Source organism: Candidatus Accumulibacter meliphilus, assembly GCF_036625345.1.
Lineage (GTDB): Bacteria > Pseudomonadota > Gammaproteobacteria > Burkholderiales > Rhodocyclaceae > Accumulibacter > Accumulibacter meliphilus.
Genome location: NZ_JAZKTZ010000009.1, coordinates 199,707 through 225,743 on the forward strand (window position 1 = coordinate 199,707; position 26,037 = coordinate 225,743).

General features: G+C 66.2%; 10 protein-coding genes. 3 read left to right on the forward strand and 7 right to left on the reverse strand.

Annotated features, from left to right (window positions below):
- Window positions 1-5 precede the first annotated feature (5 nt).
- Window positions 6-1,940 carry a TIR domain-containing protein gene (locus V5B40_RS18960; protein WP_332355952.1) on the reverse strand — a complete coding sequence of 645 codons (1,935 nt, stop codon included), beginning with the start codon at window positions 1,938-1,940 and terminating at the stop codon, window positions 6-8.
- Window positions 1,925-2,125, reverse strand: coding sequence for a hypothetical protein (locus V5B40_RS18965; RefSeq protein ID WP_332355953.1), 201 nt, complete (start codon window positions 2,123-2,125; stop codon window positions 1,925-1,927). The genes V5B40_RS18960 and V5B40_RS18965 overlap by 16 nt, the downstream gene beginning before the upstream one ends.
- Window positions 2,126-2,887: 762 nt before the next feature.
- On the opposite strand from V5B40_RS18965, the gene V5B40_RS18970 reads away from it, so the two are divergent.
- The 3 genes from V5B40_RS18970 to V5B40_RS18980 are packed head-to-tail and all read left to right on the forward strand — an operon-like array spanning window position 2,888 to window position 4,267.
- The gene (locus tag V5B40_RS18970; protein ID WP_332355954.1) at window positions 2,888-3,235 is read left to right on the forward strand and encodes a hypothetical protein; all 348 of its coding nucleotides are present in this window, start codon (window positions 2,888-2,890) and stop codon (window positions 3,233-3,235) included.
- 7 nt (window positions 3,236-3,242) lie between these two features.
- Window positions 3,243-3,611, forward strand: a complete 369-nt coding sequence (locus tag V5B40_RS18975) for a hypothetical protein (protein ID WP_332355955.1) — start codon at window positions 3,243-3,245, stop codon at window positions 3,609-3,611.
- An 11-nt stretch (window positions 3,612-3,622) separates the two neighbouring features.
- Window positions 3,623-4,267: a hypothetical protein gene (locus tag V5B40_RS18980; RefSeq protein ID WP_332355956.1), complete on the forward strand. Its 645-nt coding sequence runs from the start codon at window positions 3,623-3,625 to the stop codon at window positions 4,265-4,267.
- Between the two features lie 177 nt (window positions 4,268-4,444).
- On the opposite strand, the gene V5B40_RS18985 is transcribed toward V5B40_RS18980, so the two are convergent.
- The 5 genes from V5B40_RS18985 to V5B40_RS19005 are packed head-to-tail and all read right to left on the reverse strand — an operon-like array spanning window position 4,445 to window position 26,034.
- Window positions 4,445-6,601: an HlyD family efflux transporter periplasmic adaptor subunit gene (locus tag V5B40_RS18985; protein WP_332355957.1), complete on the reverse strand. Its 2,157-nt coding sequence runs from the start codon at window positions 6,599-6,601 to the stop codon at window positions 4,445-4,447.
- A gap of 5 nt (window positions 6,602-6,606) precedes the next feature.
- Window positions 6,607-8,049: an efflux RND transporter periplasmic adaptor subunit gene (locus V5B40_RS18990; protein WP_332355958.1), complete on the reverse strand. Its 1,443-nt coding sequence runs from the start codon at window positions 8,047-8,049 to the stop codon at window positions 6,607-6,609.
- A complete protein-coding gene (locus tag V5B40_RS18995; protein WP_332355959.1) occupies window positions 8,046-8,858 on the reverse strand; it encodes an efflux RND transporter periplasmic adaptor subunit in 813 nt (270 codons plus the stop codon). The genes V5B40_RS18990 and V5B40_RS18995 overlap by 4 nt, the downstream gene beginning before the upstream one ends.
- 35 nt (window positions 8,859-8,893) lie before the next feature.
- Complete coding sequence (locus V5B40_RS19000) at window positions 8,894-10,795, reverse strand: TolC family protein (RefSeq protein ID WP_332355960.1); 1,902 nt, start codon at window positions 10,793-10,795, stop codon at window positions 8,894-8,896.
- Window positions 10,796-10,821: 26 nt separating this feature from the next.
- Window positions 10,822-26,034: an Ig-like domain-containing protein gene (locus V5B40_RS19005; RefSeq protein ID WP_332355965.1), complete on the reverse strand. Its 15,213-nt coding sequence runs from the start codon at window positions 26,032-26,034 to the stop codon at window positions 10,822-10,824.
- Window positions 26,035-26,037: the final 3 nt, after the last annotated feature.

Genomic DNA, 26,037 nt, shown 5'->3' on the forward strand with positions numbered 1-26,037 from the left:
GTGCTTTATTGTTCGTTTTCTGAAGCGACCCCATACAGACCGGCCAGCAGCACGGCGCTTTCCTCCCAGCCGGTGCGTTCCCACCAGCGGGCGGCGGACCACAGCTCGCTGGCCGGCAAGCTTGCGGACGCCAGCCGCGAACGCAAGCCGCGGGCGGTGAAGTATTCCTGCAGCAACTGGTGGGTGAATCTCACTTCGCGCTCGCCGACGGCCAGCAGGCTGGCGGCTGCCGCGCGGTGCAAGAGCTGGCTGTCGAGAAATGTGCTCGCCTCCGCCCTGTCGACGGCCGTCGCGGTATCGCCGTGCCCATCGGCGTCCTCGGCGGCGCCTGTGCCGCGGCGCGACTGCAGGGTCCACGCCAGGCCCTCCAGGGCTTCGAGCAGACGCTCGCCTTCCACGCTGAGCCGCAGCGTATCGACTTCCGCTTCGCTCACTTCGGCCAGCCGCTCGCGCAGCAGCAGGACCTCAACAAAGCGGTCGAAGAGCACGGCCCTGTTTTCCGGCACCTCGCCCGAATCGAGATAGACGCGGGTCAGCATGTAGAGCAGATACGGATTGCCGGCAAGGCGCATCAGGCTGCGCGGGTCGTGCACGCCCTGCTGCCAGGCCCGGTCCATGGCCTCGTTCGTGCGACTGTAGATGTCCGGGTTCGCCCGCGGAATCTCGCTCGCCGACCAGAACAGGGAAAAACTGGCGCCAGCGGCCTGCCACGCCTCCCACGCCTGCCGTACGTCCTGTCCGCCAGCGAGGCGCCAGAAAAGATCCTCACCACGCACCTGTCCAGCCGCCTGCCGCGCGGCAGGGTCGTCTGCGCTGGCTGCGCATGCGGCAGTGAGGTAGCCGGTGACGAAATCGAGGATGCGCGCCGGGTCGAGCGGGCGGATGCTGACGGTATCGAGGTCTAGCGACAGGGTGCCGGTGTAGTCCAGTTCGCGGCAGCTGAGCATCGCCGCAAGCTTGCGCTGCGCCAGGAGAAAAGCCTTGACCTGCGCGGCCTTGGCCGCGCGCTCGGCGGTAGGCATTTCGTTGAGTCCGTCGAGCAGGAGAATGGCGCGCCCGGAATCAAGCAGAGCGCCGAGGTGTGCGCCCAGCTCGCCCAACTGGCGTTCGAGAAATGGGCGCAATTTTTCGTCGGTCTCGGTCCACTTGCCCAGGCTGACCAGCAGCGGAATCGGCGCGGCCTCGTCGGCCAGCGCTGCCTCCAGCGCGTCGCGCGCCAGCTTCCACAGCGTGGTGGTCTTGCCTGCACCCGGCTCGCCGAGCAGCACCGCCCGGCGCACCTGGCCGAAAGCCTGCGCGATGTCCTCGTACGGGCGCGACTCGCTGCGCGTTTCCGCCGCGGCACCCGAAAGCTGGCGCAGATGACGGAACTCCGGGCGCATGACGATGGCCGGCAGACTGGCGGCCGCTTCGCCGCGCGCCAGCACCCGGGCCACACCGGCCATCGGCGTGTACAGCTCGGTGTGTATCAACTCGCCGACTTCCAGCCGGCGCAGGTAGGCCAGCTCTGCCGCGCGCTGCGCGCCGGCAGGAGCCGGTGCCTGCGTCGCGGCCGGCGCCGCGGGCAGTGATCGCAGCAGGCGCTGCACGCCGTCGGCGTAGTCGGCGTCGCGGATCGAGATCGGCTGGCGGTCGGCCATGTACCACGGCGGCTCACAGTCGTCGGCCAGCAGCGGCACGATGGGCTTGCCACGCTTGCTTGCATGCAGGTACTCCAGCCGCACCCAATCGCTGGCGTTCGCCGCCGCGGACACCACGCTGAGCACGGCATAGGCGCGCTCGATGCCATCGGCAATGGCCGCCAGCCATACTTCGCCGCCGGGGATGTCGCTGCTGTCCAGCCAGCAGGAATGGCCGGCACGCTCCAGTACGGCGACCAGGCGGTCGGCGAGGTCACGGTCGCTACGCGAGTAGCTGATGAAGACTACCGGGTTGCGCATGCTGACCTGGCGGCCGTCTGGCGGCGCACACAAGCGACCACGAAATCCTTCGTGGCGCCGCGCCGAGGAATGTCGTCATACACGTCGCGATGCTCGGCGTGAAAGGCCAGCGTCAGCCAGGTGTCGCGACGATCTTCGCCCATGAACGGTCTGAGCAGATCGACGGCTCGGTCGATGATGTTCATTCGCTGGTGTTCTTGCTGTTGGCGCCGGAAAGCAAGGGGGACATGGACAGTCGTCAAGAGATGGAAATGCGATTCGGATGATAGCGCCGAAACGAGAGGGTCATGGATGCAGTTTTACCGCTGAGTCGCTGACCGCTGCCGACCGGCGTCAATTCTACGCTCACTGCTCTACCGCGTCGGAGCTGCCAATCAGGTGCCAAAATCGGCATTGCCTGAGCAACGGCGGCTTGCTCCGCGTCAGCAGTTTTGGCGGACGGCCGCTCGGAAAATGCTCGACCGGCAGGTCCGGGCTTGCTGTCTTTGGATCAATTGGTACGCCCGGGCTAGCCCCAATTCGGCGACGACAGGCCAGAGCCAGGCGCGTCCGGTCGTTTCAGGCCGACACGGGCCGGGAAAAAAGGTAGTGAGTGAGAGGATGGAACTGGATTGCCGCGTCGGCTGCGCCTCCTCGCAATGACGGCGGAGGCGGGATGTGCGCGGGGCCGATCCTTGGCGCCTGCGGCCTGCTGGGTCTGTTTGCACGTTGCAGAAAGCCCTGATCGACCTCTGCGCTGCGCATCGGAAGCCACTCTCGCGAAAGGGCGCGCTCAGCAGCAGGCGCTCGGCAGCCTGCGTCTGTGCCCTCGCCTGCTGGCGCAACTCGCGCGCTTGCTGCATCGCCTTGGCCGACTGCGCGCTGACAGACGGCCAGCAGCTGTGCGATGCTTCGCAGCGATCGCCACGCCCCTGACCGCCACTGTTTTGCTTTGCTGGAGTATTCCGATGCTGATGCGCCTGATCCTGAGCTGCACACTGTTGTTCGCCTTGAACACGGGTGCGGCGACACTGCTGCCCATCTTCGACTCGCACCTGCACTACAGCCACGACGCCTGGGAGCAACTGCCGCCCAAAGAAGCCATCGCGATCCTGCGCCAGGCCGGGCTGCAGGGCGCCATGGTCTCGAGCAGCAGCGACGACGGCGCGCAGATGCTGCTTGCCGAGGCGCCTGATCTCGTGATCCCGGTGCTGCGGCCATACCGCCAGCGTGGCGAAGGCTGGCCGACCTGCCTGTCGAAGGGGCCGAACGCATCGCCTACAAGAATGGCGAGGCGCTGTTCGGTACCATGCTGACGCGGCCATGAGAGGGGCCGCACTGCTGCTCTGTGCGGTGCTGCCGGCAACGGCTTGCCCACTATCGGCGCCGATGCTGCAACAGGGCGAGGTGCAGGCGGACTGGAAGGTGGACGGAGCGCCGATCGCCGTCGGCCGCCACTTCGCCATCGAGGTGCAGTTGTGCCCGGCCGGCGCCGTCCTCGCGCGTGCCAACGCCACGATGCCTGAACACCGCCACGGCATGAACTACCGCCCCGGCGTGAAGCCACTGGGCGACGGGCGCTGGCGAGTCGAGGGGCTGATGTTCCACATGCCGGGCCGCTGGGAATTGCAGCTGGATGTGCGGGCGGGCGAGCACTCCGAGCGGCTGCTCGACACGATCACACTACCGTGAGGCCCTGGGCCTTGCGGACCCTGCTCGCATTGTTTGTGGTCGCTCCGGTGCTCGCCGGCAGCGTCGACTTCACCGCGGAAGAGCGTGCACGCATCGAGTCGCATGGCCCATGGCCGCCGCCACGCACGCCGTTCGATGATTTCCGCGATGCCCTGTCACGCGGCGACAGCGTGACGGCGGCGCGTTACCCGGCAGCGGCGCAGCGCGGGCTGGAGATCTTCGTCGGGTCGGGTCGCTGCTTTTTCTGTCACGCCGGGCCGTCGTTCACGAACGGCGAATTCGCCGACGTCGGCCGACTCTTCTTCAGCGCCGATGGCGTCGATGCGGGGCGCTGGGGCGGGCTGCAGCAGTGGCTTGCCAGTCCCTACAACCGGCTCGGCGCATTTTCCGACACGCCACCCGACGCTGCACGCGCGGTCGCGACCAAGCATGTCGTCATGGAGCCGCGCCACTATGGTGAGTTCAAGGTGCCCGGACTGCGCGGGCTGCTGGCGACGGCACCCTACTTTCATGACGGCAGCGCTGCAACCGTCGAAGACGTGGTGCGCCACTACAGCGAACTCGATGCGGGCCGCCTGCACGCCGACGGTGCGCGCTTGTTGCAGGCCTGGCAGCTGAGCCCGCCGCAGGTGGCCGACCTGGCGGCCTTCCTCTAGACGCTCAGCGCGCCCGCCACAGCAGCAAAGGGCAGCCCAGTGCGCGCGCGATGACGACCCCGGCGAGGCCGGCACACCCTACCGAGGCTGCAAGTGCCGAGCTGAGCCTTGACACCCTCTGCCTGTTGGGTCTGTTTGCAGGTCGCAGCAAGTCCTGATCGACCATCCCGTTGCGTATCAGAAGCCGCTCTCGCGAACCAGCACCGCGAGCAGCGGCCGCAGCCATTGCTGCCAGAGGCTTTGCGGCTCGGCGTCGATGCGGCCGCGGCGAATCGCTCCGGCGGCCGTGGCAGCAGCTGACTCACTGCCCGCATCGAGCGTGATACTGACGCGATAGAGTGCATCGACCACGACATCGCGCTCATCCTGGCGATGAGTGAGGATCGGCCCGCCGCTATTGGCATCGAGCATCGGGTGTGGCAGGCGGGTGACACGCAAGGGATCGATCGCCGCGACGCGGCCGGTCAAGGGGGCGCTGGCGAGAGCGGGCTGGTAAAGTCGTACCGACTGGCCGACGGCGATGCGGGCCAGGGCCTGTTCTTGAACCAGCAACTCGGCTCGCCAGGCGCTGTCGTCGACGACTCTGCCGAGCGGCAGCTGGCTGTTCACCCAGGTGCCCGGGTGCAGGCCTTCGGCCAGATCGCGCACGCTGCCGCTGAACGGCGCGCTCAGCAGCAGGCGCTCGGCGGCTTGCGTTTGCGCCCGCGCCTGCTGGCGCAACTCGCGCGCTTGCTGCATCGCCTTGGCCGACTGCGCTTCGCCACGCTGGTTCAGGACCGGCAGTCCAGCCGCCTGACGAGCGTAGGCTTTGGCGAGAATATTGGCCCGCTGCGCCTCGTCATCGAGCTCCGGGGCTTCGAGTTCGAAGAGCAATTGCCCAGGGTTCACCGTCTCGCCATCGCTGACAAGTACCGCCACCAGCCGCGCCGGCTGCGGGCTGTAGATGACGCGCTGCGCTTCCGGAAACACCCAGCCCGGCGCATGCACCGCGCTCTGCCATGGCCAGAAAAGAAGCCATAGCAAGAACAGCGCCAGCAGCGCATAGACCCCTTTTCGGGCGGAGGACATCTGCTTGCGCAGGGCGGGCCATTCGCGCAACTCGCGCCACACCGGCAGGACGATGAACCAGGCAATTTCAACGGCAAAAAGGAAGATACCGAGTGCCTTGAAGAAAAAATGGAAAACGGCCAGTGCGATGCCGAAAAAAATCACCAGCCGATACAACCAGGAGAGCACGGCGAAAGCGGTCAATAGCCGCGCCTTCGTAGCAGCGAACGGTTCCGGGTCGGGCGAGTGGCTTCCGAAGAGCAGACGGCGCAGCCGCTGCCTGGCCAGTGCCGTGCTGCGCTCGTGCAGATTCGGCAAGTCGAGGGCGTCGGCAAGGATGAAATAGCCATCGAAGCGCATGAACGGGCTGACGTTGATCAGCAAGGTCAGCACCCAGCTGGTGGTGGCGAGAAAGAACAGTGCCGCACGCAGCTGACTGTCCGGCACGATTGCCCAGGCCAGCGTCGCCCAGATGGCGAGAATCAGTTCGGCGGCCATGCCGGCGGCGGCGATGCGCAGACGGGCGCGGTGATTGGTAATTTTCCAGCTCTCTCCGGTATCGGTATATAGCATCGGCGCCAGGACCACCATGGCCACGCCCATGTGTGCAACGCGCACCCCGTAGCGGGTGGCGGTGATGGCATGCGCCAGCTCGTGCAGCGACTTGGCGAAGAGCAAGGCGAGGACGAAGGCAAGGAAACCTTGCAGGCTGAAGGACTCGCCGAGGCGGACGAGCACGGTATCCCACTGGCGCGCGGCGAGCAGGCCGCCGACGATTCCCGCCAGCGCCGTCAGGAGCAGGAAGGAGGGGCTGAACAACCAGCGGGTCATGGCTTCGGCCTTGACCAGGAACTGGCGCGGATGGATCAGCGGGACGCGAAAGAACAGGTAGTTGTGCAGCGCACGCTTGAGCCAGGCGCCGCGCCGTGCTGCGCTGCGTCGCGTCAGTTCTGCTGCGGTCGTGCCGGCAGCGGCGGAGGCGCCGAGAGTGCTGGATCCCGGCTGCAGCAATTCGTTCTGCTGCAGGAAACGGGCCAGGGCCTCGACGTCATCGCTGCTCGCTGGCAGGGTGGTTTCGGCAGCGACGGCGATGGCAATGGCTTCGGCATTGCCGATCGACCAGCGCAAGAGGAGCTCGAACTCGAGCCAGCCGATACGGAAGAAGCGGTTGCGAACCGGGTCGAGCACGTTCCAGGCCGGCGATCCGTCGGGCTGCGGGCTGGCCGCAAGCAAGCGCAATTCCTCGCGCAGCAGGGGAAGCGGCGCGGCTGCCGCGGGAGCATTCACGGCAATCAGCAGCCACACCAGGTGCGCAAAGTGGCCAGCGGCCGGCGCAGCAGCAGGTAGATCACCGGCATGCGTTCGCCGTAGATCTTGGCGGTCCCCTTGAGGCCGATCCTGGCGTCTTCACGCTCTTCCAGGCGCGCCTTGATGCGGTAACTGACCACTCCGTCCGGGCCCGGCTGGGCGGCGAAGCTGGTCTCGGTCAAGGTGGCGGCAAGCGAATGCAGCGGCGCGACGTGCAGATAGACCAGCACTTCGGCGCCCGTCTGCAGGTTGATGGCGTCAGCGACCGGCACCCAGACCGTTACGTTCATCGCTTCGGGATCGGCGAGCAGGCCGATGCGCTCGCCGGTCTGCAGCGGCTTGCCGGCCCAGTCGAGCTGATCGCCGTAGATGAAGACACCGTCGGCCGGGGCGCGAACCTGCAAGCGTTGGCTCTGCCGGGCAATGCTTTCGAGCTCGGCCTGCTTCTCGCTCAGTTTGCCGCGCAGGACGCTGAGCGCCATGCGACTCTCGTGCTGGTCGTCGAAAGCCTGCTGCTCGGCCTGCAGCAGATCGGCACGGCTGGTGCGCGTCGCTTCCTCGAGCACCTGCCGGCGGTTGACCAGCAAAGTGTCGTCGAACTCGACCAGCACCTCCTCGCTGCTCACCTGCGCCCCCGCAGCGACCGGGATGCGCTTGACGACGCCGTCCATCGGCGCGGCGACGATTTGCGGATCGATCGGCGTGATTTCCGCCGGTGCGAGAACCGACAGCCGCACCGGCAGGGCGCCCAGCAACAGCAACAGGGCCACGCCGAGCAGCAGCTTGCGCCGCGACAGCTTGAGCGCCAGCCACTGCCGGCGAGTTCGCAGCCAGGCCCACAGCGCGTAGCCATAGACCGACTGCAGCTCTGGCAACCACAGCGCCGGGTCGGGAGCGCGTGCCGGCCACTGCCAGGGCTCGTCACGGGCCAACAACCACCAGGCCATCACTGGCCCCTCCGGCCCGGCCAGTGGCAAGGCCAGCAGGCCTGTCGGCAGCCACTCGTGCCAGTCGGCCTGCAAGGTCTCAGGCAGGTCACCGACTTCGATGACCCCTGCCCTGTGCTCAACCTCACCCTCCCCACCCTCCCCTCCCTCGCCAGCCTCCTGGCCATCCCGCCAGCTAACGACGGCTTCGAGCCACAGTTTGTAGGGGCTGGTTTCGTCCACAACGCTCAGTCCCGAATGGCAGACCAGCCGCCACTGCCCGCGGGCGTCCCGGCGCAGCAGCATCGCCTGCCGGAACGGCAGCAGCGCATGGCTGTCGTTGCAGATCAGGAACTGCAGTTCGGCCAGGCTGGCCGCTGCGCGAGCGCTGGCGGCCAGGCCGAAATAGGTTTGCAGTGGGGTGGTCGTCGAGCCGGACTCTTGCCTGGCCGAGCCGCCAGCTGCTGCGACGTTTCCGGTAGTGCCTGCGGAGGCGCTCATTGCGGCGTGGCGAATACCGCCGTGCCACTCATTCCGGGCAGCAGATCCGGGTCGTTCTTGAGCAGCTCTGCCTCGACGGCGATGGTCTGGCTGACCGGATCGACGCGACCGTTGATCTGCCTGAGCTGGACCGCGTAACGCTTGCCCGTTTCCTCGATATCGACTTCGAAACGCGTTCCCGCCTTCAACCATGACAGCCACAGCGAGGGCACATTGAGCCGCAGCCGCGGCGGACGGTTGCTGACGATCTCGATCAGTGGCGCGCCGACGTTCACTCCCTCGAAGGGCTTGGCATGCCACTTGACAACCCAACCGGCGAACGGTGCGACCACGCGGCACTGCCCGAGCTGCGCCTTGGCGACGCCCAGTTGCGCCTGCGCCTTGCTAACCGCGGCAGCCGCCAGTTCGACTTCGAGCTCGGAAGCAGACTGCAGGCCCTGCAGGCGGATTTTGCCATCGTGTTCCAGGCGGGCACTGTGCAATTCCGCCTGCGCCATGTCACGCCGCGCTTGCGGCTCGCTGCACTCGAAGCTGGCGACCAGTTGCCCCTTCTTGACGGCCCCCCCCGGTCGTGGCTCGAGTTCGGTCAACCGGCCGCTCATGCCGGCGGCCAGCGTCGTTTCCTGATCCGGAACCAGGAGCGCCCGTACCGGCGTTTCGGCGCTGGCCGGCGCATGCGCAACCGCCATTGGCGGCGTTGTCTGGCTGCTGGCGGTCGCGGCGGCCGGCGCGGTCTTGAGCCTTGCTTCGGCCGACCAGGATGGATTGCAGACCAGCAAAGTAGCGAGAAAGAGCGTACTTCCTTGCATTTTCTTCGTGTCCCGAGTCAATCAGCCCAGCGGGCTTATCGTGGCACCGTCGCGGCCGCAGGCGCTGTCGGAGCTGGTGCCGGCGTCGCCGGCGGTGGGGTCAGTTGCTCGTGCAGAAAATTCACCTGCGACAAAGCCGCGGCTTCGGCAAAGGCCTGCACCGAACGCTGCGGGAGATCCGGCGTCAGGACGGTACTGTAATTGTGCGTCGCAACGAGTTTGCCCGAGACTTCAAACAGGCTCATCTGCCATGCGCTGCGTTCGACGCCGTTCTTGACCGGGCCGCGCTGCAGCTTCATGCGGAAAACAGCGCCACCGCTTTCCTTGCTGATCAGCAAGCGGTTCTGCCGCAAACGCTCGCTGACCGCCTCCACGATGGCCGCCTTCGAGAGATTCCTCGGCAGGGATTCGATCTCGACACGCAAGCTTTGCGACTTTGGTACTGCAGCGCTGACGAACTGGAAGACGTCGCGCTCGCCCGCATCGAGACTCTGCTGCAACTCGCTGGCGACAGTCGCCAGATCGCGGGTTTCGAGCTCGTCGGGAAGGACGCTCTGGCCGACGGAGTTCAGGATGCGGCCGAGCGCGGTCTGTGCGTTGGCGTAGGCTGCGTAGCGCTGGAACTGCGTGACCAGCGCGCGCGACTCGGTGCGCACCGCTTCGAGTTCGCTCGCCACCCGCGAGCTGACGCCGGCCTGGCTGATCTGCGCCAGACGCTCATCGACGCGCGCCGATTCGTCGCTCTGGCGGTAGTCCAGCAGGGCCAGTTTGTAACGTTCCAGTGCCACCCTGACCTGGGTGATCACCGCCATCGACAGAGCCAGGCGGCGGGCTTCGGCAGTCTGTTCGCGCGCTTCCTGCGTGCGCTTGACGGTCGGATAGGCGGCCAGTTTGAGGACATTCCAAGAAATGCGCACGCTGCTGTCGTACCAGCTGTTGTTGTACAGATACTTGTTGCTATCGTACAAGTTGCCGGTGACGAACTCGATGCCCGGCAAGAGGGCGATCAGTTGTCGGCGCGCTTCGAAGCCATCGATGCGCGCCCGGTAATCCTCTTCGCGCAGCTCCGGACGGTTTTCCAGCGCCTGGATTTCGAGTTCGGCAACTCGTACCGGTACCGGCGGCAGGCTCTCTTCGGGGGCATCAGCCAACTGGAAGACGGTGCCCGGTTGGATGTTCATCAGCGCCGCCAACTCGTGCCGGGCGAACTCCAGCTCCTGCCGCTTGAGGGTGATCAGCGTCAGCGCATCGAGCAGCGCCCGCTGATAGGCAAGCGCCTGCGCCGGCGGCAGCACGCCGCTCGCTTCGGCCTGGCGCGACTGTTCGAGGGCACGTTCGATGCGCTTGGTCAAAGCCTCGACCTGCACCAGCAGACGCTGTGCGCCGAGCGCTCGCCAGTAAGCGTTGCGCATGTCCTGGACGATGTTCTGGCGCACCTTGCGACGCCGCTCCTCGGCGATGTTGTATTCGTCACCCGCCTGTTTGGCGCGGTAATAGCTCAAGCCGAAATCGAGAATATTCCAGCTCAGTTCGGCACCGCGCAGATTGTGGCGTCGCTCCTGCGAAGTTGATGGGCTGAGCGTCTCCTCGCCGGTCGTGATACTCACGCTGGTCCCACCCGAGTCGTTGTTGCGCATGTTGTAGCCAGCAGAGGCGGTCAAGCGCGGCAACAACTCGAAGGCACTACTGTCGGAAATACCTTGTGCCAGAGCGCTTTCCATCAACTTCAGACGGTAGTCCAGGTTGTAGGTCAGGGCTCGCGCCACGGCGTCGTGGAAAGTGATCGGCTGCAGGATCGGTGCCTGATCCTTGTACATTTCCAGCTGATCGCGTGCCACGCGGGCCTTAATTTCTTCGCTGCTGAAAGGCTCGGGAGCGATACTCGCGCAGCCGGCCAGCAGGGATACGCTCAGCACGCTTAACAGGGGACGTTTCATTAGGGGCCTTTCGAAGAATCAGACTTCTAGACGAGTGGAATGCGTTGCCGCGCGCTCTGGCTCTGCCGCAATTGTTCACTGAAGGAACGGGCAACAGCGGCTGGCGTCGGTCTGGGCGCTGCCAGCACGGGCGGCAGCAAGCGGTCGGCGGCGCTGCCCTGGCTCCCGGCGCCCCGCGCGATCCCGTCTGCGGCCTCCGTTCCGGCAACTGGCTTGAGCGCGGCCGCCGTGTTGCCCACATTCGCCAACTCAGGCAAGGCAGCCGCCTCTTCCGCCGTGGCGAAATCTGCCGCGGCGGAAGGTATTCCTCCGTCCGTTGGCAGTCCACCCGGGTCCGCCGCGATCTTGAGTGGCGAAAAGATCGAAAAATCGTCATACAAGCTTTCGCCACCGACTGCCATGTGGCTGCTCAACAGTGCACGCTGCTGCAACTCGGCAAGCAGTTCCCGCGAGAACGCAACGCCCTGGTCAAGGACGAACTGCCCTGGCGTCATCGTTTGGTAGAAGTCGCGTAGCAATGACCGTATCTCGCCAGCCTGCCGCGCATCGTATACGCCAAGCAGCGCGGCGACCGCCTCGGCCAGGGATTCCTGCGCTCTGGCCACTTGCTGCAAGACATACTGAGCAGGGATGAAAGGCTGTTCGATGGGCTCGAAAATCCGCTCGATACGATCCGCGTCCAGCCAGCGCGCGACATCAAAGTTTTCGAAAACGTAAGGCGGAACTCTGCTATCGGGAAGCGGTATGACGGTAATTTCCAGGCTACTGCTGGCGATCGCGCCGGCGGTATCGCGAACGGTATAGCTCACTGTCGGCACCCTGCCGTTCCAGTCGGGCAGCGGCGTAAAGCGGTAGCTGCCGTCGGCCTGGAAGCTCAAGTCGCCGACGCCGGCGATGGTCGTGCTGCCGCCGACGCCGCCTGCCGGGACGGCCACGCTCACCCCATCGACGACGAAGCCGATAACGGTCTTGCTGTCGCCCGAGTCGCTGTCAGTGTCGTTGGTCAGGACGTTGCCGCTGACCGGGGTGTCTTCCGGCGTGCTGGCGGTATCGGGGTTGGCGACGGGGGCGGCATTGGTGACGACGACGCTGATCGTCGCGGTCTCGCTGACGCCACCGCTGCTGACGGTATAGCTGAAGCTGTCCGGTCCAACGTAGCCCGGCGTCGGGGTGTAAGTGATGGTGCCGTCGGGATTGAGCACGGCGGTGCCGTGGGCTGGCATGCCAATGGCCGTGATTGCCGCCGCCGGGTCTTCGAAGTTGTCGGCGGTGGCGCCGTTGCTTCCGTTGAGCGGATCGAACACGAGCGCTGCAGTGCTGTTGGTGGTGACGCTGTCGGCTGTGATGTCGGCGACCGGCGTGACGGCAATTGCCAGCGTGCTGCTGGCGGTCGCGCCGACCGTGTCACGAACGGTGTAGGTCACGACCGGAACGTTGCCATTCCAGTCAGCCAACGGGCTGAAGCTGTAGCTGCCATCCGCCTTGACGGTCAGGTTGCCGACGCCGGCGATCAGGGTGCTACCGCCAACTGCGCCGGCGGGAACGGTGACCGTCACGCCGTCGACCACGAACTGGGTGACGGTCTTGCTGTCGTCCGAGTCGCTGTCGGTGTCGTTGGTCAGGACGTGGCCGCTGACGGGGGTGTCTTCCGGCGTGCTGGCGGTGTCGGGGTTGGCAACAGGTACGGCATTGGTGACGACGACGCTGATCGTCGCGATCTCGCTGACGCCACCGCTGCTGACGGTATAGCTGAAGCTGTCCGGTCCCACGTAGCCCGGCGTCGGGGTGTAGGTGATCGTGCCGTCGGGATTGAGCACGGCGCTGCCTTGCCCAGGAGCACCGATGGCCGTGATCGCTGCCGCCGGATCTTCGAAGTTGTCGGCGGTGGCGCCGTTCGTTCCGGCGAGAGGATCGAACACGAGCGCTGCAGTGCTGCTGGTAGTGACGCTGTCGGCGGTGATGTCGGCGACCGCAGTGACGATGATTTCCAGCGTGCTGCTGGCGGTCGCGCCGGCAACGTCACGAAGCGTGTAGGTCACCGTCGGAACGCTGCCATTCCAGTCCGCCAACGGGCTGAAGCTGTAGCTGCCATCCGCCTTGACGGTCAGGTTGCCGACGCCGGCGATCAGGGTGCTACCGCCGACTGCGCCAGCGGGAACTGTGACCGTCACGCCGTCGACCACGAACTGGGTGACGGTCTTGCTGTCGCCCGGGTCGCTGTCGGTGTCGTTGGTCAGGACGTTGCCGCTGACCGGGGTGTCTTCCGGCGTGCTGGCGGTATCGGGGTTGGCGACGGGGGCGGCATTGGTGACGACGACGCTGATCGTCGCGGTCTCGCTGACGCCACCGCTGCTGACGGTATAGCTGAAGCTGTCCGGTCCAACGTAGCCCGGCGTCGGGGTGTAGGTGATCGTGCCGTCGGGGTTGAGCACGGCGGTGCCTTGCCCAGGAGCACCGATGGCCGTGACCGCCGCCGCCGGGTCTTCGAAGTTGTCGGCTGTGGCGCCGTTCGTTCCGGCGAGAGGATCGAAAGTCACTGACCCCGTGCTGTTAGTGGTGACGCTGTCCGCGGTGATGTCGGCCACCGGCGTGACGGCAAGTTCCAGCGTGCTGCTGGCGGTCGCGCCGACCATGTCACGAACGGTGTAGGTCACCGTTGGAACGTTGCCATTCCAGTCAGCCAACGGGCTGAAGCTGTAGCTGCCATCGGCCTTGACGGTCAGGTTGCCGACGCCGGCGATGCTTGTGGTGGCACCGACCGCCCCTGCCGGGACGACAATCGTCACGCCGTCGACCACGAACTGGGTGACGGTCTTGCTGTCGCCCGGGTCGCTGTCGGTGTCGTTGGTCAGGACGTTGCCGCTGACGGGGGTGTCTTCCGGCGTGCTGGCGGTATCGGGGTTGGCGACAGGTGCGGCATTGGTGACGACGACGCTGATCGTCGCGGTCTCGCTGACGCCACCGCTGCTGACGGTATAGCTGAAGCTGTCCGGTCCGACGTAGCCCGGCGTCGGGGTGTAAGTGATGGTGCCGTCGGGGTTGAGCACGGCGCTGCCTTGCCCAGGAGCACCGATGGCCGTGATGGCCGCCGCCGGATCTTCGAAGTTGTCGCCTGTGGCGCCGTTCGTGCCGGTGAGCGGATCGAAGGTCACTGACCCCGTGCTGTTGGTGGTGACGCTGTCCGCGGTGATGTCGGCCACCGGCGTGACGGCAAGTTCCAGCGTGCTGCTGGCGGCCGCGCCGGCAACGTCACGAATGCTGTAGGTCACCGTTGGAACGTTGCCATTCCAGTCCGCCAAAGGCGTGAAACTGTAGCTGCCATCCGCCTTGAGCGTCAGCGTGCCGACGCCGGCGATCAGGGTGCTACCGCCAACTGCGCCGGCGGGAACGGTGACCGTCACGCCGTCGACCACGAACTGGGTGACGGTCTTGCTATCGTCCGGGTCGCTGTCGGTGTCGTTGGTCAGGACGTTGCCGCTGACGAAGGTGTCTTCCGGCGTGCTGGCGGTATCGGGGTTGGCGACTGGGGCGGCATTGGTGACGACGACGCTGATCGTCGCGGTCTCGCTGACGCCACCGCTGCTGACGATATAGCTGAAGCTGTCCGGTCCGACGTAGCCCGGCGTCGGGGTGTAGGTGATCGTGCCGTCGGGATTGAGCACGGCGGTGCCTTGCCCAGGAGCACCGATGGCCGTGATCGCCGCCGCAGGATCTTCGAAGTTGTCGGCGCTGGCGCCGTTCGTGCCGGTGAGCGGATCGAAGGTCACTGACCCCGTGCTGTTGGTGGTGACGCTGTCCGCGGTGATGTCGGCCACCGGCGTGACGGCAATTGCCAGCGTACTGCTGGCGGTCGCGCCGACCGTGTCACGAACGGTGTAGGTTACGACCGGAACGCTGCCATTCCAGTCGGCCAGAGGCGTGAAAGTGTAGCTGCCATCCGCCTTTAGCGTCAGCGTGCCGACGCCGGCGATCAGGGTGCTACCGCCGACTGCGCCGGCGGGAACGGTGACCGTCACGCCGTCGACCACGAACTGGGTGACGGTCTTGCTGTCGCCCGAGTCGCTGTCGGTGTCGTTGGTCAGGACGTTGCCGCTGACCGGGGTGTCTTCCGGCGTGCTGGCGGTATCGGGGTTGGCGACGGGGGCGGCATTGGTCACGACGACGCTGATCGTCGCGGTCTCGCTGACGCCACCGCTGCTGACGGTATAGCTGAAGCTGTCCGGTCCGACGTAGCCCGGCGTCGGGGTGTAGGTGATCGTGCCGTCGGGATTGAGCACGGCGGTGCCTTGCCCAGGAGCACCGATGGCCGTGATCGCTGCCGCCGGATCTTCGAAGTTGTCGGCGGTGGCGCCGTTCGTTCCGGCGAGAGGATCGAACACGAGCGCTGCAGTGCTGCTGGTAGTGACGCTGTCGGCGGTGATGTCGGCGACCGCAGTGACGATGATTTCCAGCGTGCTGCTGGCGGTCGCGCCGACCGTGTCACGAACGGTGTAGGTCACCGTCGGAACGTTGCCATTCCAGTCAGCCAACGGGCTGAAGCTGTAGCTGCCATCGGCCTTGACGGTCAGGTTGCCGACGCCGGCGATGCTTGTGGTGGCACCGACCGCCCCTGCCGGGACGACAATCGTCACGCCGTCGACCACGAACTGGGTGACGGTCTTGCTGTCGCCCGAGTCGCTGTCGGTGTCGTTGGTCAGGACGTTGCCGCTGACGGGGGTGTCTTCCGGCGTGCTGGCGGTATCGGGGTTGGCGACGGGGGCGGCATTGGTGACGACGACGCTGATCGTCGCGATCTCGCTGACGCCACCGCTGCTGACGGTATAGCTGAAGCTGTCCGGTCCGACGTAGCCCGGCGTCGGGGTGTAGGTGATCGTGCCGTCGGGATTGAGCACGGCGGTGCCTTGCCCAGGAGCACCGATGGCCGTGATGGCCGCCGCCGGGTCTTCGAAGTTGTCGGCGCTGGCGCCGTTCGTGCCGGTGAGCGGATCGAAGGTCACTAACCCCGTGCTGTTGGTGGTGACGCTGTCCGCGGTGATGTCGGCCACCGGCGTGACGGCAATTGCCAGCGTACTGCTGGCGGTCGCGCCGACCGTGTCACGAACGGTGTAGGTTACGACCGGAACGCTGCCATTCCAGTCGGCCAGAGGCGTGAAAGTGTAGCTGCCATCCGCCTTTAGCGTCAGCGTGCCGACGCCGGCGATCAGGGTGCTACCGCCGACTGCGCCGGCGGGAACGGTGACCGTCACGCCGTCGACCACGAACTGGGTGACGGTCTTGCTGTCGCCCGAGTCGCTGTCGGTGTCGTTGGTCAGGACGTTGCCGCTGACCGGGGTGTCTTCCCGCGTGCTGGCGGTATCGGGATTGGCGACAGGTGCGGCATTGGTCACGACGACGCTGATCGTCGCGGTCTCGCTGACGCCACCGCTGCTGACGGTATAGCTGAAGCTGTCCGGTCCGACGTAGCCCGGCGTCGGGGTGTAGGTGATCGTGCCGTCGGGATTGAGCACGGCGGTGCCGTGGGCTGGCATGCCAATGGCCGTGATTGCCGCCGCCGGGTCTTCGAAGTTGTCGGCGGTGGCGCCGTTCGTTCCGGTGAGCGGATCGAAAGTCACTGACCCCGTGCTGCTGGTGGTGACGCTGTCCGCGGTGATGTCGGCGACCGGCGTGACGGCAAGTTCCAGCGTGCTGCTGGCGGTCGCGCCGACCATGTCACGAACGGTGTAGGTCACCGTTGGAACGTTGCCATTCCAGTCAGCCAACGGGCTGAAGCTGTAGCTGCCATCGGCCTTGACGGTCAGGTTGCCGACGCCGGCGATGCTTGTGGTGGCACCGACCGCCCCTGCCGGGACGACAATCGTCACGCCGTCGACCACGAACTGGGTGACGGTCTTGCTGTCGCCCGGGTCGCTGTCTGTGTCGTTGGTCAGGACGTTGCCGCTGACGGGGGTGTCTTCCGGCGTGCTGGCGGTGTCGGGGTTGGCGACAGGTGCGGCATTGGTGACGACGACGCTGATCGTCGCGGTCTCGCTGACGCCACCGCTGCTGACGGTATAGCTGAAGCTGTCCGGTCCGACGTAGCCCGGGGTCGGGGTGTAGGTGATCGTGCCGTCGGGATTGAGCACGGCGGTGCCTTGCCCAGGAGCACCGATGGCCGTGATGGCCGCCGCCGGATCTTCGAAGTTGTCGCCTGTGGCGCCGTTCGTTCCGGCGAGAGGATCAAACACGAGCGCTGCAGTGCTGCTGGTAGTGACGCTGTCGGCGGTGATGTCGGCGACCGCAGTGACGATGATTTCCAGCGTGCTGCTGGCGGTCGCGCCGGCAACGTCACGAAGCGTGTACGTCACCGTCGGAACGCTGCCATTCCAGTCCGCCAAAGGCGTGAAACTGTAGCTGCCATCCGCCTTGAGCGTCAGCGTGCCGACGCCGGCGATCAGGGTGCTACCGCCGACTGCGCCGGCGGGAACGGTGACCGTCACGCCGTCGACCACGAACTGGGTGACGGTCTTGCTGTCGCCCGGGTCGCTGTCGGTGTCGTTGGTCAGGACGTTGCCGCTGACCGGGGTGTCTTCCGGCGTGCTGGCGGTATCGGGGTTGGCGACGGGGGCGGCATTGGTGACGACGACGCTGATCGTCGCGGTCTCGCTGACGCCACCGCTGCTGACGGTATAGCTGAAGCTGTCCGGTCCAACGTAGCCCGGCGTCGGGGTGTAGGTGATCGTGCCGTCGGGGTTGAGCACGGCGGTGCCTTGCCCAGGAGCACCGATGGCCGTGACCGCCGCCGCCGGGTCTTCGAAGTTGTCGGCTGTGGCGCCGTTCGTTCCGGCGAGAGGATCGAAAGTCACTGACCCCGTGCTGTTAGTGGTGACGCTGTCCGCGGTGATGTCGGCCACCGGCGTGACGGCAAGTTCCAGCGTGCTGCTGGCGGTCGCGCCGACCATGTCACGAACGGTGTAGGTCACCGTTGGAACGTTGCCATTCCAGTCAGCCAACGGGCTGAAGCTGTAGCTGCCATCGGCCTTGACGGTCAGGTTGCCGACGCCGGCGATGCTTGTGGTGGCACCGACCGCCCCTGCCGGGACGACAATCGTCACGCCGTCGACCACGAACTGGGTGACGGTCTTGCTGTCGCCCGGGTCGCTGTCGGTGTCGTTGGTCAGGACGTTGCCGCTGACGGGGGTGTCTTCCGGCGTGCTGGCGGTATCGGGGTTGGCGACAGGTGCGGCATTGGTGACGACGACGCTGATCGTCGCGGTCTCGCTGACGCCACCGCTGCTGACGGTATAGCTGAAGCTGTCCGGTCCGACGTAGCCCGGCGTCGGGGTGTAAGTGATGGTGCCGTCGGGATTGAGCACGGCGCTGCCGTGGGCTGGCATGCCAATGGCCGTGATTGCCGCCGCCGGGTCTTCGAAGTTGTCGGCGGTGGCGCCGTTGCTTCCGTTGAGCGGATCGAACACGAGCGCTGCAGTGCTGCTGGTAGTGACGCTGTCGGCGGTGATGTCGGCAACCGCAGTGACGATGATTTCCAGCGTACTGCTGGCGGTCGCGCCGACCGTGTCACGAATGCTGTAGGTCACGACCGGAACGCTGCCATTCCAGTCGGCCAGAGGCGTGAAAGTGTAGCTGCCATCGGCCTTGACGGTCAGGTTGCCGACGCCGGCGATCAGGGTGCTACCGCCGACTGCGCCAGCGGGAACTGTGACCGTCACGCCGTCGACCACGAACTGGGTGACGGTCTTGCTATCGTCCGGGTCGCTGTCGGTGTCGTTGGTCAGGACGTTGCCGCTGACGAAGGTGTCTTCCGGCGTGCTGGCGGTATCGGGGTTGGCGACTGGGGCGGCATTGGTCACGACGACGCTGATCGTCGCGGTCTCGCTGACGCCACCGCTGCTGACGGTATAGCTGAAGCTGTCCGGTCCGACGTAGCCCGGGGTCGGGGTGTAGGTAATCGTGCCGTCGGGATTGAGCACGGCGGTGCCTTGCCCAGGAGCACCGATGGCCGTAACTGCTGCCGCCGGATCTTCGAAGTTGTCGGCGGTGGCGCCGTTCGTGCCGGCGAGAGGATCAAACACGAGCGCTGCAGTGCTGCTGGTAGTGACGCTGTCGGCGGTGATGTCGGCGACCGCAGTGACGATGATTTCCAGCGTGCTGCTGGCGGTCGCGCCGGCAACGTCACGAAGCGTGTACGTCACCGTCGGAACGCTGCCATTCCAGTCCGCCAACGGGCTGAAGCTGTAGCTGCCATCCGCCTTGACGGTCAGGTTGCCGACGCCGGCGATGCTTGTGGTGGCACCGACCGCCCCTGCCGGGACGACAATCGTCACGCCGTCGACCACGAACTGGGTGACGGTCTTGCTATCGCCCGGGTCGCTGTCGGTATCGTTGGTCAGGACGTTGCCGCTGACCGGGGTGTCTTCCGGCGTGCTGGCGGTGTCGGGGTTGGCAACAGGTACGGCATTGGTGACGACGACGCTGATCGTCGCGATCTCGCTGACGCCACCGCTGCTGACGGTATAGCTGAAGCTGTCCGGTCCCACGTAGCCCGGCGTCGGGGTGTAGGTGATCGTGCCGTCGGGATTGAGCACGGCGGTGCCTTGCCCAGGAGCACCGATGGCCGTAACTGCTGCCGCCGGATCTTCGAAGTTGTCGGCGGTGGCGCCGTTCGTTCCGGCGAGAGGATCGAACACGAGCGCTGCAGTGCTGCTGGTAGTGACGCTGTCGGCTGTGATGTCGGCGACCGCAGTGACGATGATTTCCAGCGTGCTGCTGGCGGTCGCGCCGGCAACGTCACGAAGCGTGTAGGTCACCGTCGGAACGCTGCCATTCCAGTCCGCCAAAGGCGTGAAACTGTAGCTGCCATCCGCCTTGAGCGTCAGCGTGCCGACGCCGGCGATCAGGGTGCTACCGCCGACTGCGCCGGCGGGAACGGTGACCGTCACGCCGTCGACCACGAACTGGGTGACGGTCTTGCTGTCGCCCGGGTCGCTGTCGGTGTCGTTGGTCAGGACGTTGCCGCTGACGAAGGTGTCTTCCGGCGTGCTGGCGGTATCGGGGTTGGCGACAGGTGCGGCATTGGTGACGACGACGCTGATCGTCGCGGTCTCGCTGACGCCACCGCTGCTGACGATATAGCTGAAGCTGTCCGGTCCGACGTAGCCCGGCGTCGGGGTGTAAGTGATGGTGCCGTCGGGATTGAGCACGGCGCTGCCTTGCCCAGGAGCACCGATGGCCGTGATCGCCGCCGCAGGGTCTTCGAAGTTGTCGGCGCTGGCGCTGTTCGTGCCGGTGAGCGGATCGAAGGTCACTGACCCCGTGCTGTTGGTGGTGACGCTGTCCGCGGTGATGTCGGCCACCGGCGTGACGGCAAGTTCCAGCGTGCTGCTGGCGGCCGCGCCGGCAACGTCACGAATGCTGTAGGTCACCGTTGGAACGTTGCCATTCCAGTCCGCCAAAGGCGTGAAACTGTAGCTGCCATCCGCCTTGAGCGTCAGCGTGCCGACGCCGGCGATCAGGGTGCTACCGCCGACTGCGCCAGCGGGAACTGTGACCGTCACGCCGTCGACCACGAACTGGGTGACGGTCTTGCTGTCGTCCGGGTCGCTGTCTGTGTCGTTGGTCAGGACGTTGCCGCTGACGGGGGTGTCCTCCGGCGTGCTGGCGGTATCGGGGTTGGCGACGGGGGCGGCATTGGTGACGACGACGCTGATCGTCGCGGTCTCGCTGACGCCACCGCTGCTGACGGTATAGCTGAAGCTGTCCGGTCCGACGTAGCCCGGCGTCGGGGTGTAGGTGATCGTGCCGTCGGGATTGAGCACGGCGGTGCCGTGGGCTGGCATGCCAATGGCCGTGATTGCCGCCGCCGGGTCTTCGAAGTTGTCGGCGGTGGCGCCGTTCGTTCCGGTGAGCGGATCGAAAGTCACTGACCCCGTGCTGCTGGTGGTGACGCTGTCCGCGGTGATGTCGGCGACCGGCGTGACGGCAAGTTCCAGCGTGCTGCTGGCGGTCGCGCCGACCATGTCACGAACGGTGTAGGTCACCGTTGGAACGTTGCCATTCCAGTCAGCCAACGGGCTGAAGCTGTAGCTGCCATCGGCCTTGACGGTCAGGTTGCCGACGCCGGCGATGCTTGTGGTGGCACCGACCGCCCCTGCCGGGACGACAATCGTCACGCCGTCGACCACGAACTGGGTGACGGTCTTGCTGTCGCCCGGGTCGCTGTCGGTGTCGTTGGTCAGGACGTTGCCGCTGACCGGGGTGTCCTCCGGCGTGCTGGCGGTATCGGGATTGGCGACAGGTGCGGCATTGGTGACGACGACGCTGATCGTCGCGGTCTCGCTGACGCCACCGCTGCTGACGGTATAGCTGAAGCTGTCCGGTCCAACGTAGCCCGGCGTCGGGGTGTAGGTGATCGTGCCGTCGGGGTTGAGCACGGCGCTGCCGTGGGCTGGCATGCCAATGGCCGTGATTGCTGCCGCCGGGTCTTCGAAGTTGTCGGCAGTGGCGCCGTTCGTGCCGGTGAGCGGATTGAAAGTCACTGACCCCGTGCTGTTGGTGGTGACGCTGTCGGCCGTGATGTCGGCGACCGGCGTGACGGCAATTGCCAGCGTGCTGCTGGCGGTCGCGCCGACCGTGTCACGAACGGTGTAGGTCACCGTTGGAACGTTGCCATTCCAGTCAGCCAACGGGCTGAAGCTGTAGCTGCCATCGGCCTTGACGGTCAGGTTGCCGACGCCGGCGATGCTTGTGGTGGCACCGACCGCCCCTGCCGGGACGGCCACGCTCACCCCATCGACGACGAAGCCGATAACGGTCTTGCTGTCGTCCGAGTCGCTGTCGGTGTCGTTGGTCAGGACGTGGCCGCTGACGGGGGTGTCTTCCGGCGTGCTGGCGGTGTCGGGGTTGGCAACAGGTACGGCATTGGTGACGACGACGCTGATCGTCGCGATCTCGCTGACGCCACCGCTGCTGACGGTATAGCTGAAGCTGTCCGGTCCAACGTAGCCCGGCGTCGGGGTGTAAGTGATGGTGCCGTCGGGGTTGAGCACGGCGCTGCCGTGGGCTGGCATGCCAATGGCCGTGATTGCCGCCGCAGGATCCTCGAAGTTGTCGGCTGTGGCGCCCTTCGTTCCGGCGAGAGGATCGAACACGAGCGCTGCAGTGCTGCTGGTAGTGACGCTGTCGGCGGTGATGTCGGCGACCGCCGTGACGGCAAGTTCCAGCGTGCTGCTGGCGGTCGCGCCGGCAACGTCACGAATGCTGTAGGTCACCGTCGGAACGTTGCCATTCCAGTCGGCCAACGGGCTGAAGCTGTAGCTGCCATCCGCCTTGACGGTCAGGTTGCCGACGCCGGCGATGCTTGTGCTGGCACCGACCGCCCCTGCCGGGACGACAATCGTCACGCCGTCGACCACGAACTGGGTGACGGTCTTGCTGTCGTCCGAGTCGCTGTCGGTGTCGTTGGTCAGGACGTTGCCGCTGACCGGGGTGTCTTCCGGCGTGCTGGCGGTATCGGGATTGGCGACAGGTGCGGCATTGGTCACGACGACGCTGATCGTCGCGGTCTCGCTGACGCCACCGCTGCTGACGGTATAGCTGAAGCTGTCCGGTCCAACGTAGCCCGGCGTCGGGGTGTAGGTGATCGTGCCGTCGGGGTTGAGCACGGCGGTGCCGTGGGCTGGCATGCCAATGGCCATGATTGCCGCCGCCGGATCTTCGAAGTTGTCGGCGCTGGCGCCGTTCGTGCCGGTGAGCGGATCGAAGGTCACTAACCCCGTGCTGTTGGTGGTGACGCTGTCCGCGGTGATGTCGGCCACCGGCGTGACGGCAATTGCCAGCGTACTGCTGGCGGTCGCGCTGGCAACGTCACGAAGCGTGTAGGTCACCGTCGGAACGTTGCCATTCCAGTCCGCCAAAGGCGTGAAACTGTAGCTGCCATCCGCCTTGAGCGTCAGCGTGCCGACGCCGGCGATCAGGGTGCTACCGCCAACTGCGCCGGCGGGAACGGTGACCGTCACGCCGTCGACCACGAACTGGGTGACGGTCTTGCTATCGTCCGGGTCGCTGTCGGTGTCGTTGGTCAGGACGTTGCCGCTGACGAAGGTGTCTTCCGGCGTGCTGGCGGTATCGGGGTTGGCGACTGGGGCGGCATTGGTGACGACGACGCTGATCGTCGCGGTCTCGCTGACGCCACCGCTGCTGACGATATAGCTGAAGCTGTCCGGTCCGACGTAGCCCGGGGTCGGGGTGTAGGTGATCGTGCCGTCGGGATTGAGCACGGCGGTGCCTTGCCCAGGAGCACCGATGGCCGTAACTGCTGCCGCCGGATCTTCGAAGTTGTCGGCGGTGGCGCCGTTCGTGCCGGTGAGCGGATCGAAGGTCACTGACCCCGTGCTGTTGGTGGTGACGCTGTCCGCGGTGATGTCGGCCACCGGCGTGACGGCAATTGCCAGCGTACTGCTGGCGGTCGCGCCGACCGTGTCACGAACGGTGTAGGTTACGACCGGAACGCTGCCATTCCAGTCCGCCAAAGGCGTGAAACTGTAGCTGCCATCCGCCTTGAGCGTCAGCGTGCCGACGCCGGCGATCAGGGTGCTACCGCCGACTGCGCCGGCGGGAACGGTGACCGTCACGCCGTCGACCACGAACTGGGTGACGGTCTTGCTGTCGCCCGGGTCGCTGTCGGTGTCGTTGGTCAGGACGTTGCCGCTGACGAAGGTGTCTTCCGGCGTGCTGGCGGTATCGGGGTTGGCGACAGGTGCGGCATTGGTGACGACGACGCTGATCGTCGCGGTCTCGCTGACGCCACCGCTGCTGACGATATAGCTGAAGCTGTCCGGTCCGACGTAGCCCGGCGTCGGGGTGTAAGTGATGGTGCCGTCGGGATTGAGCACGGCGCTGCCGTGGGCTGGCATGCCAATGGCCGTGATTGCCGCCGCCGGGTCTTCGAAGTTGTCGGCGGTGGCGCCGTTCGTTCCGGCGAGAGGATCGAACACGAGCGCTGCAGTGCTGTTGGTGGTGACGCTGTCCGCGGTGATGTCGGCCACCGGCGTGACGGCAAGTTCCAGCGTGCTGCTGGCGGTCGCGCCGACCGTGTCACGAACGGTGTAGGTCACCGTCGGAACGTTGCCATTCCAGTCAGCCAACGGGCTGAAGCTGTAGCTGCCATCGGCCTTGACGGTCAGGTTGCCGACGCCGGCGATGCTTGTGGTGGCACCGACCGCCCCTGCCGGGACGACAATCGTCACGCCGTCGACCACGAACTGGGTGACGGTCTTGCTGTCGCCCGAGTCGCTGTCGGTGTCGTTGGTCAGGACGTTGCCGCTGACGGGGGTGTCTTCCGGCGTGCTGGCGGTATCGGGATTGGCGACAGGTGCGGCATTGGTGACGACGACGCTGATCGTCGCGGTCTCGCTGACGCCACCGCTGCTGACGGTATAGCTGAAGCTGTCCGGTCCAACGTAGCCCGGCGTCGGGGTGTAGGTGATGGTGCCGTCGGGATTGAGCACGGCGGTGCCTTGCCCAGGAGCACCGATGGCCGTAACTGCTGCCGCCGGGTCTTCGAAGTTGTCGGCGCTGGCGCCGTTGCTTCCGTTGAGTGGATCGAACACGAGCGCTGCAGTGCTGCTGGTAGTGACGCTGTCGGCGGTGATGTCGGCAACCGCAGTGACGATGATTTCCAGCGTACTGCTGGCGGTCGCGCCGGCAACGTCACGAATGCTGTAGGTCACGACCGGAACGCTGCCATTCCAGTCGGCCAGAGGCGTGAAAGTGTAGCTGCCATCCGCCTTGACGGTCAGGTTGCCGACGCCGGCGATCAGGGTGCTACCGCCGACTGCGCCGGCGGGAACGGTGACCGTCACGCCGTCGACCACGAACTGGGTGACGGTCTTGCTGTCGCCCGAGTCGCTGTCGGTGTCGTTGGTCAGGACGTTGCCGCTGACGGGGGTGTCTTCCGGCGTGCTGGCGGTATCGGGGTTGGCAACAGGTACGGCATTGGTGACGACGACGCTGATCGTCGCGATCTCGCTGACGCCACCGCTGCTGACGGTATAGCTGAAGCTGTCCGGTCCCACGTAGCCCGGCGTCGGGGTGTAGGTGATCGTGCCGTCGGGATTGAGCACGGCGCTGCCTTGCCCAGGAGCACCGATGGCCGTGATCGCCGCCGCAGGATCTTCGAAGTTGTCGGCGCTGGCGCTGTTCGTGCCGGTGAGCGGATCGAAGGTCACTGACCCCGTGCTGTTGGTGGTGACGCTGTCCGCGGTGATGTCGGCCACCGGCGTGACGGCAAGTTCCAGCGTGCTGCTGGCGGCCGCGCCGGCAACGTCACGAATGCTGTAGGTCACCGTTGGAACGTTGCCATTCCAGTCCGCCAAAGGCGTGAAACTGTAGCTGCCATCCGCCTTGAGCGTCAGCGTGCCGACGCCGGCGATCAGGGTGCTACCGCCGACTGCGCCAGCGGGAACTGTGACCGTCACGCCGTCGACCACGAACTGGGTGACGGTCTTGCTGTCGCCCGGGTCGCTGTCTGTGTCGTTGGTCAGGACGTTGCCGCTGACGGGGGTGTCCTCCGGCGTGCTGGCGGTATCGGGGTTGGCGACGGGGGCGGCATTGGTGACGACGACGCTGATCGTCGCGATCTCGCTGACGCCACCGCTGCTGACGGTATAGCTGAAGCTGTCCGGTCCGACGTAGCCCGGCGTCGGGGTGTAGGTGATCGTGCCGTCGGGATTGAGCACGGCGGTGCCTTGCCCAGGAGCACCGATGGCCGTGATGGCCGCCGCCGGGTCTTCGAAGTTGTCGGCGCTGGCGCCGTTCGTGCCGGTGAGCGGATCGAAGGTCACTAACCCCGTGCTGTTGGTGGTGACGCTGTCCGCGGTGATGTCGGCCACCGGCGTGACGGCAATTGCCAGCGTACTGCTGGCGGTCGCGCCGACCGTGTCACGAACGGTGTAGGTTACGACCGGAACGCTGCCATTCCAGTCGGCCAGAGGCGTGAAAGTGTAGCTGCCATCCGCCTTTAGCGTCAGCGTGCCGACGCCGGCGATCAGGGTGCTACCGCCGACTGCGCCGGCGGGAACGGTGACCGTCACGCCGTCGACCACGAACTGGGTGACGGTCTTGCTGTCGCCCGAGTCGCTGTCGGTGTCGTTGGTCAGGACGTTGCCGCTGACCGGGGTGTCTTCCCGCGTGCTGGCGGTATCGGGATTGGCGACAGGTGCGGCATTGGTCACGACGACGCTGATCGT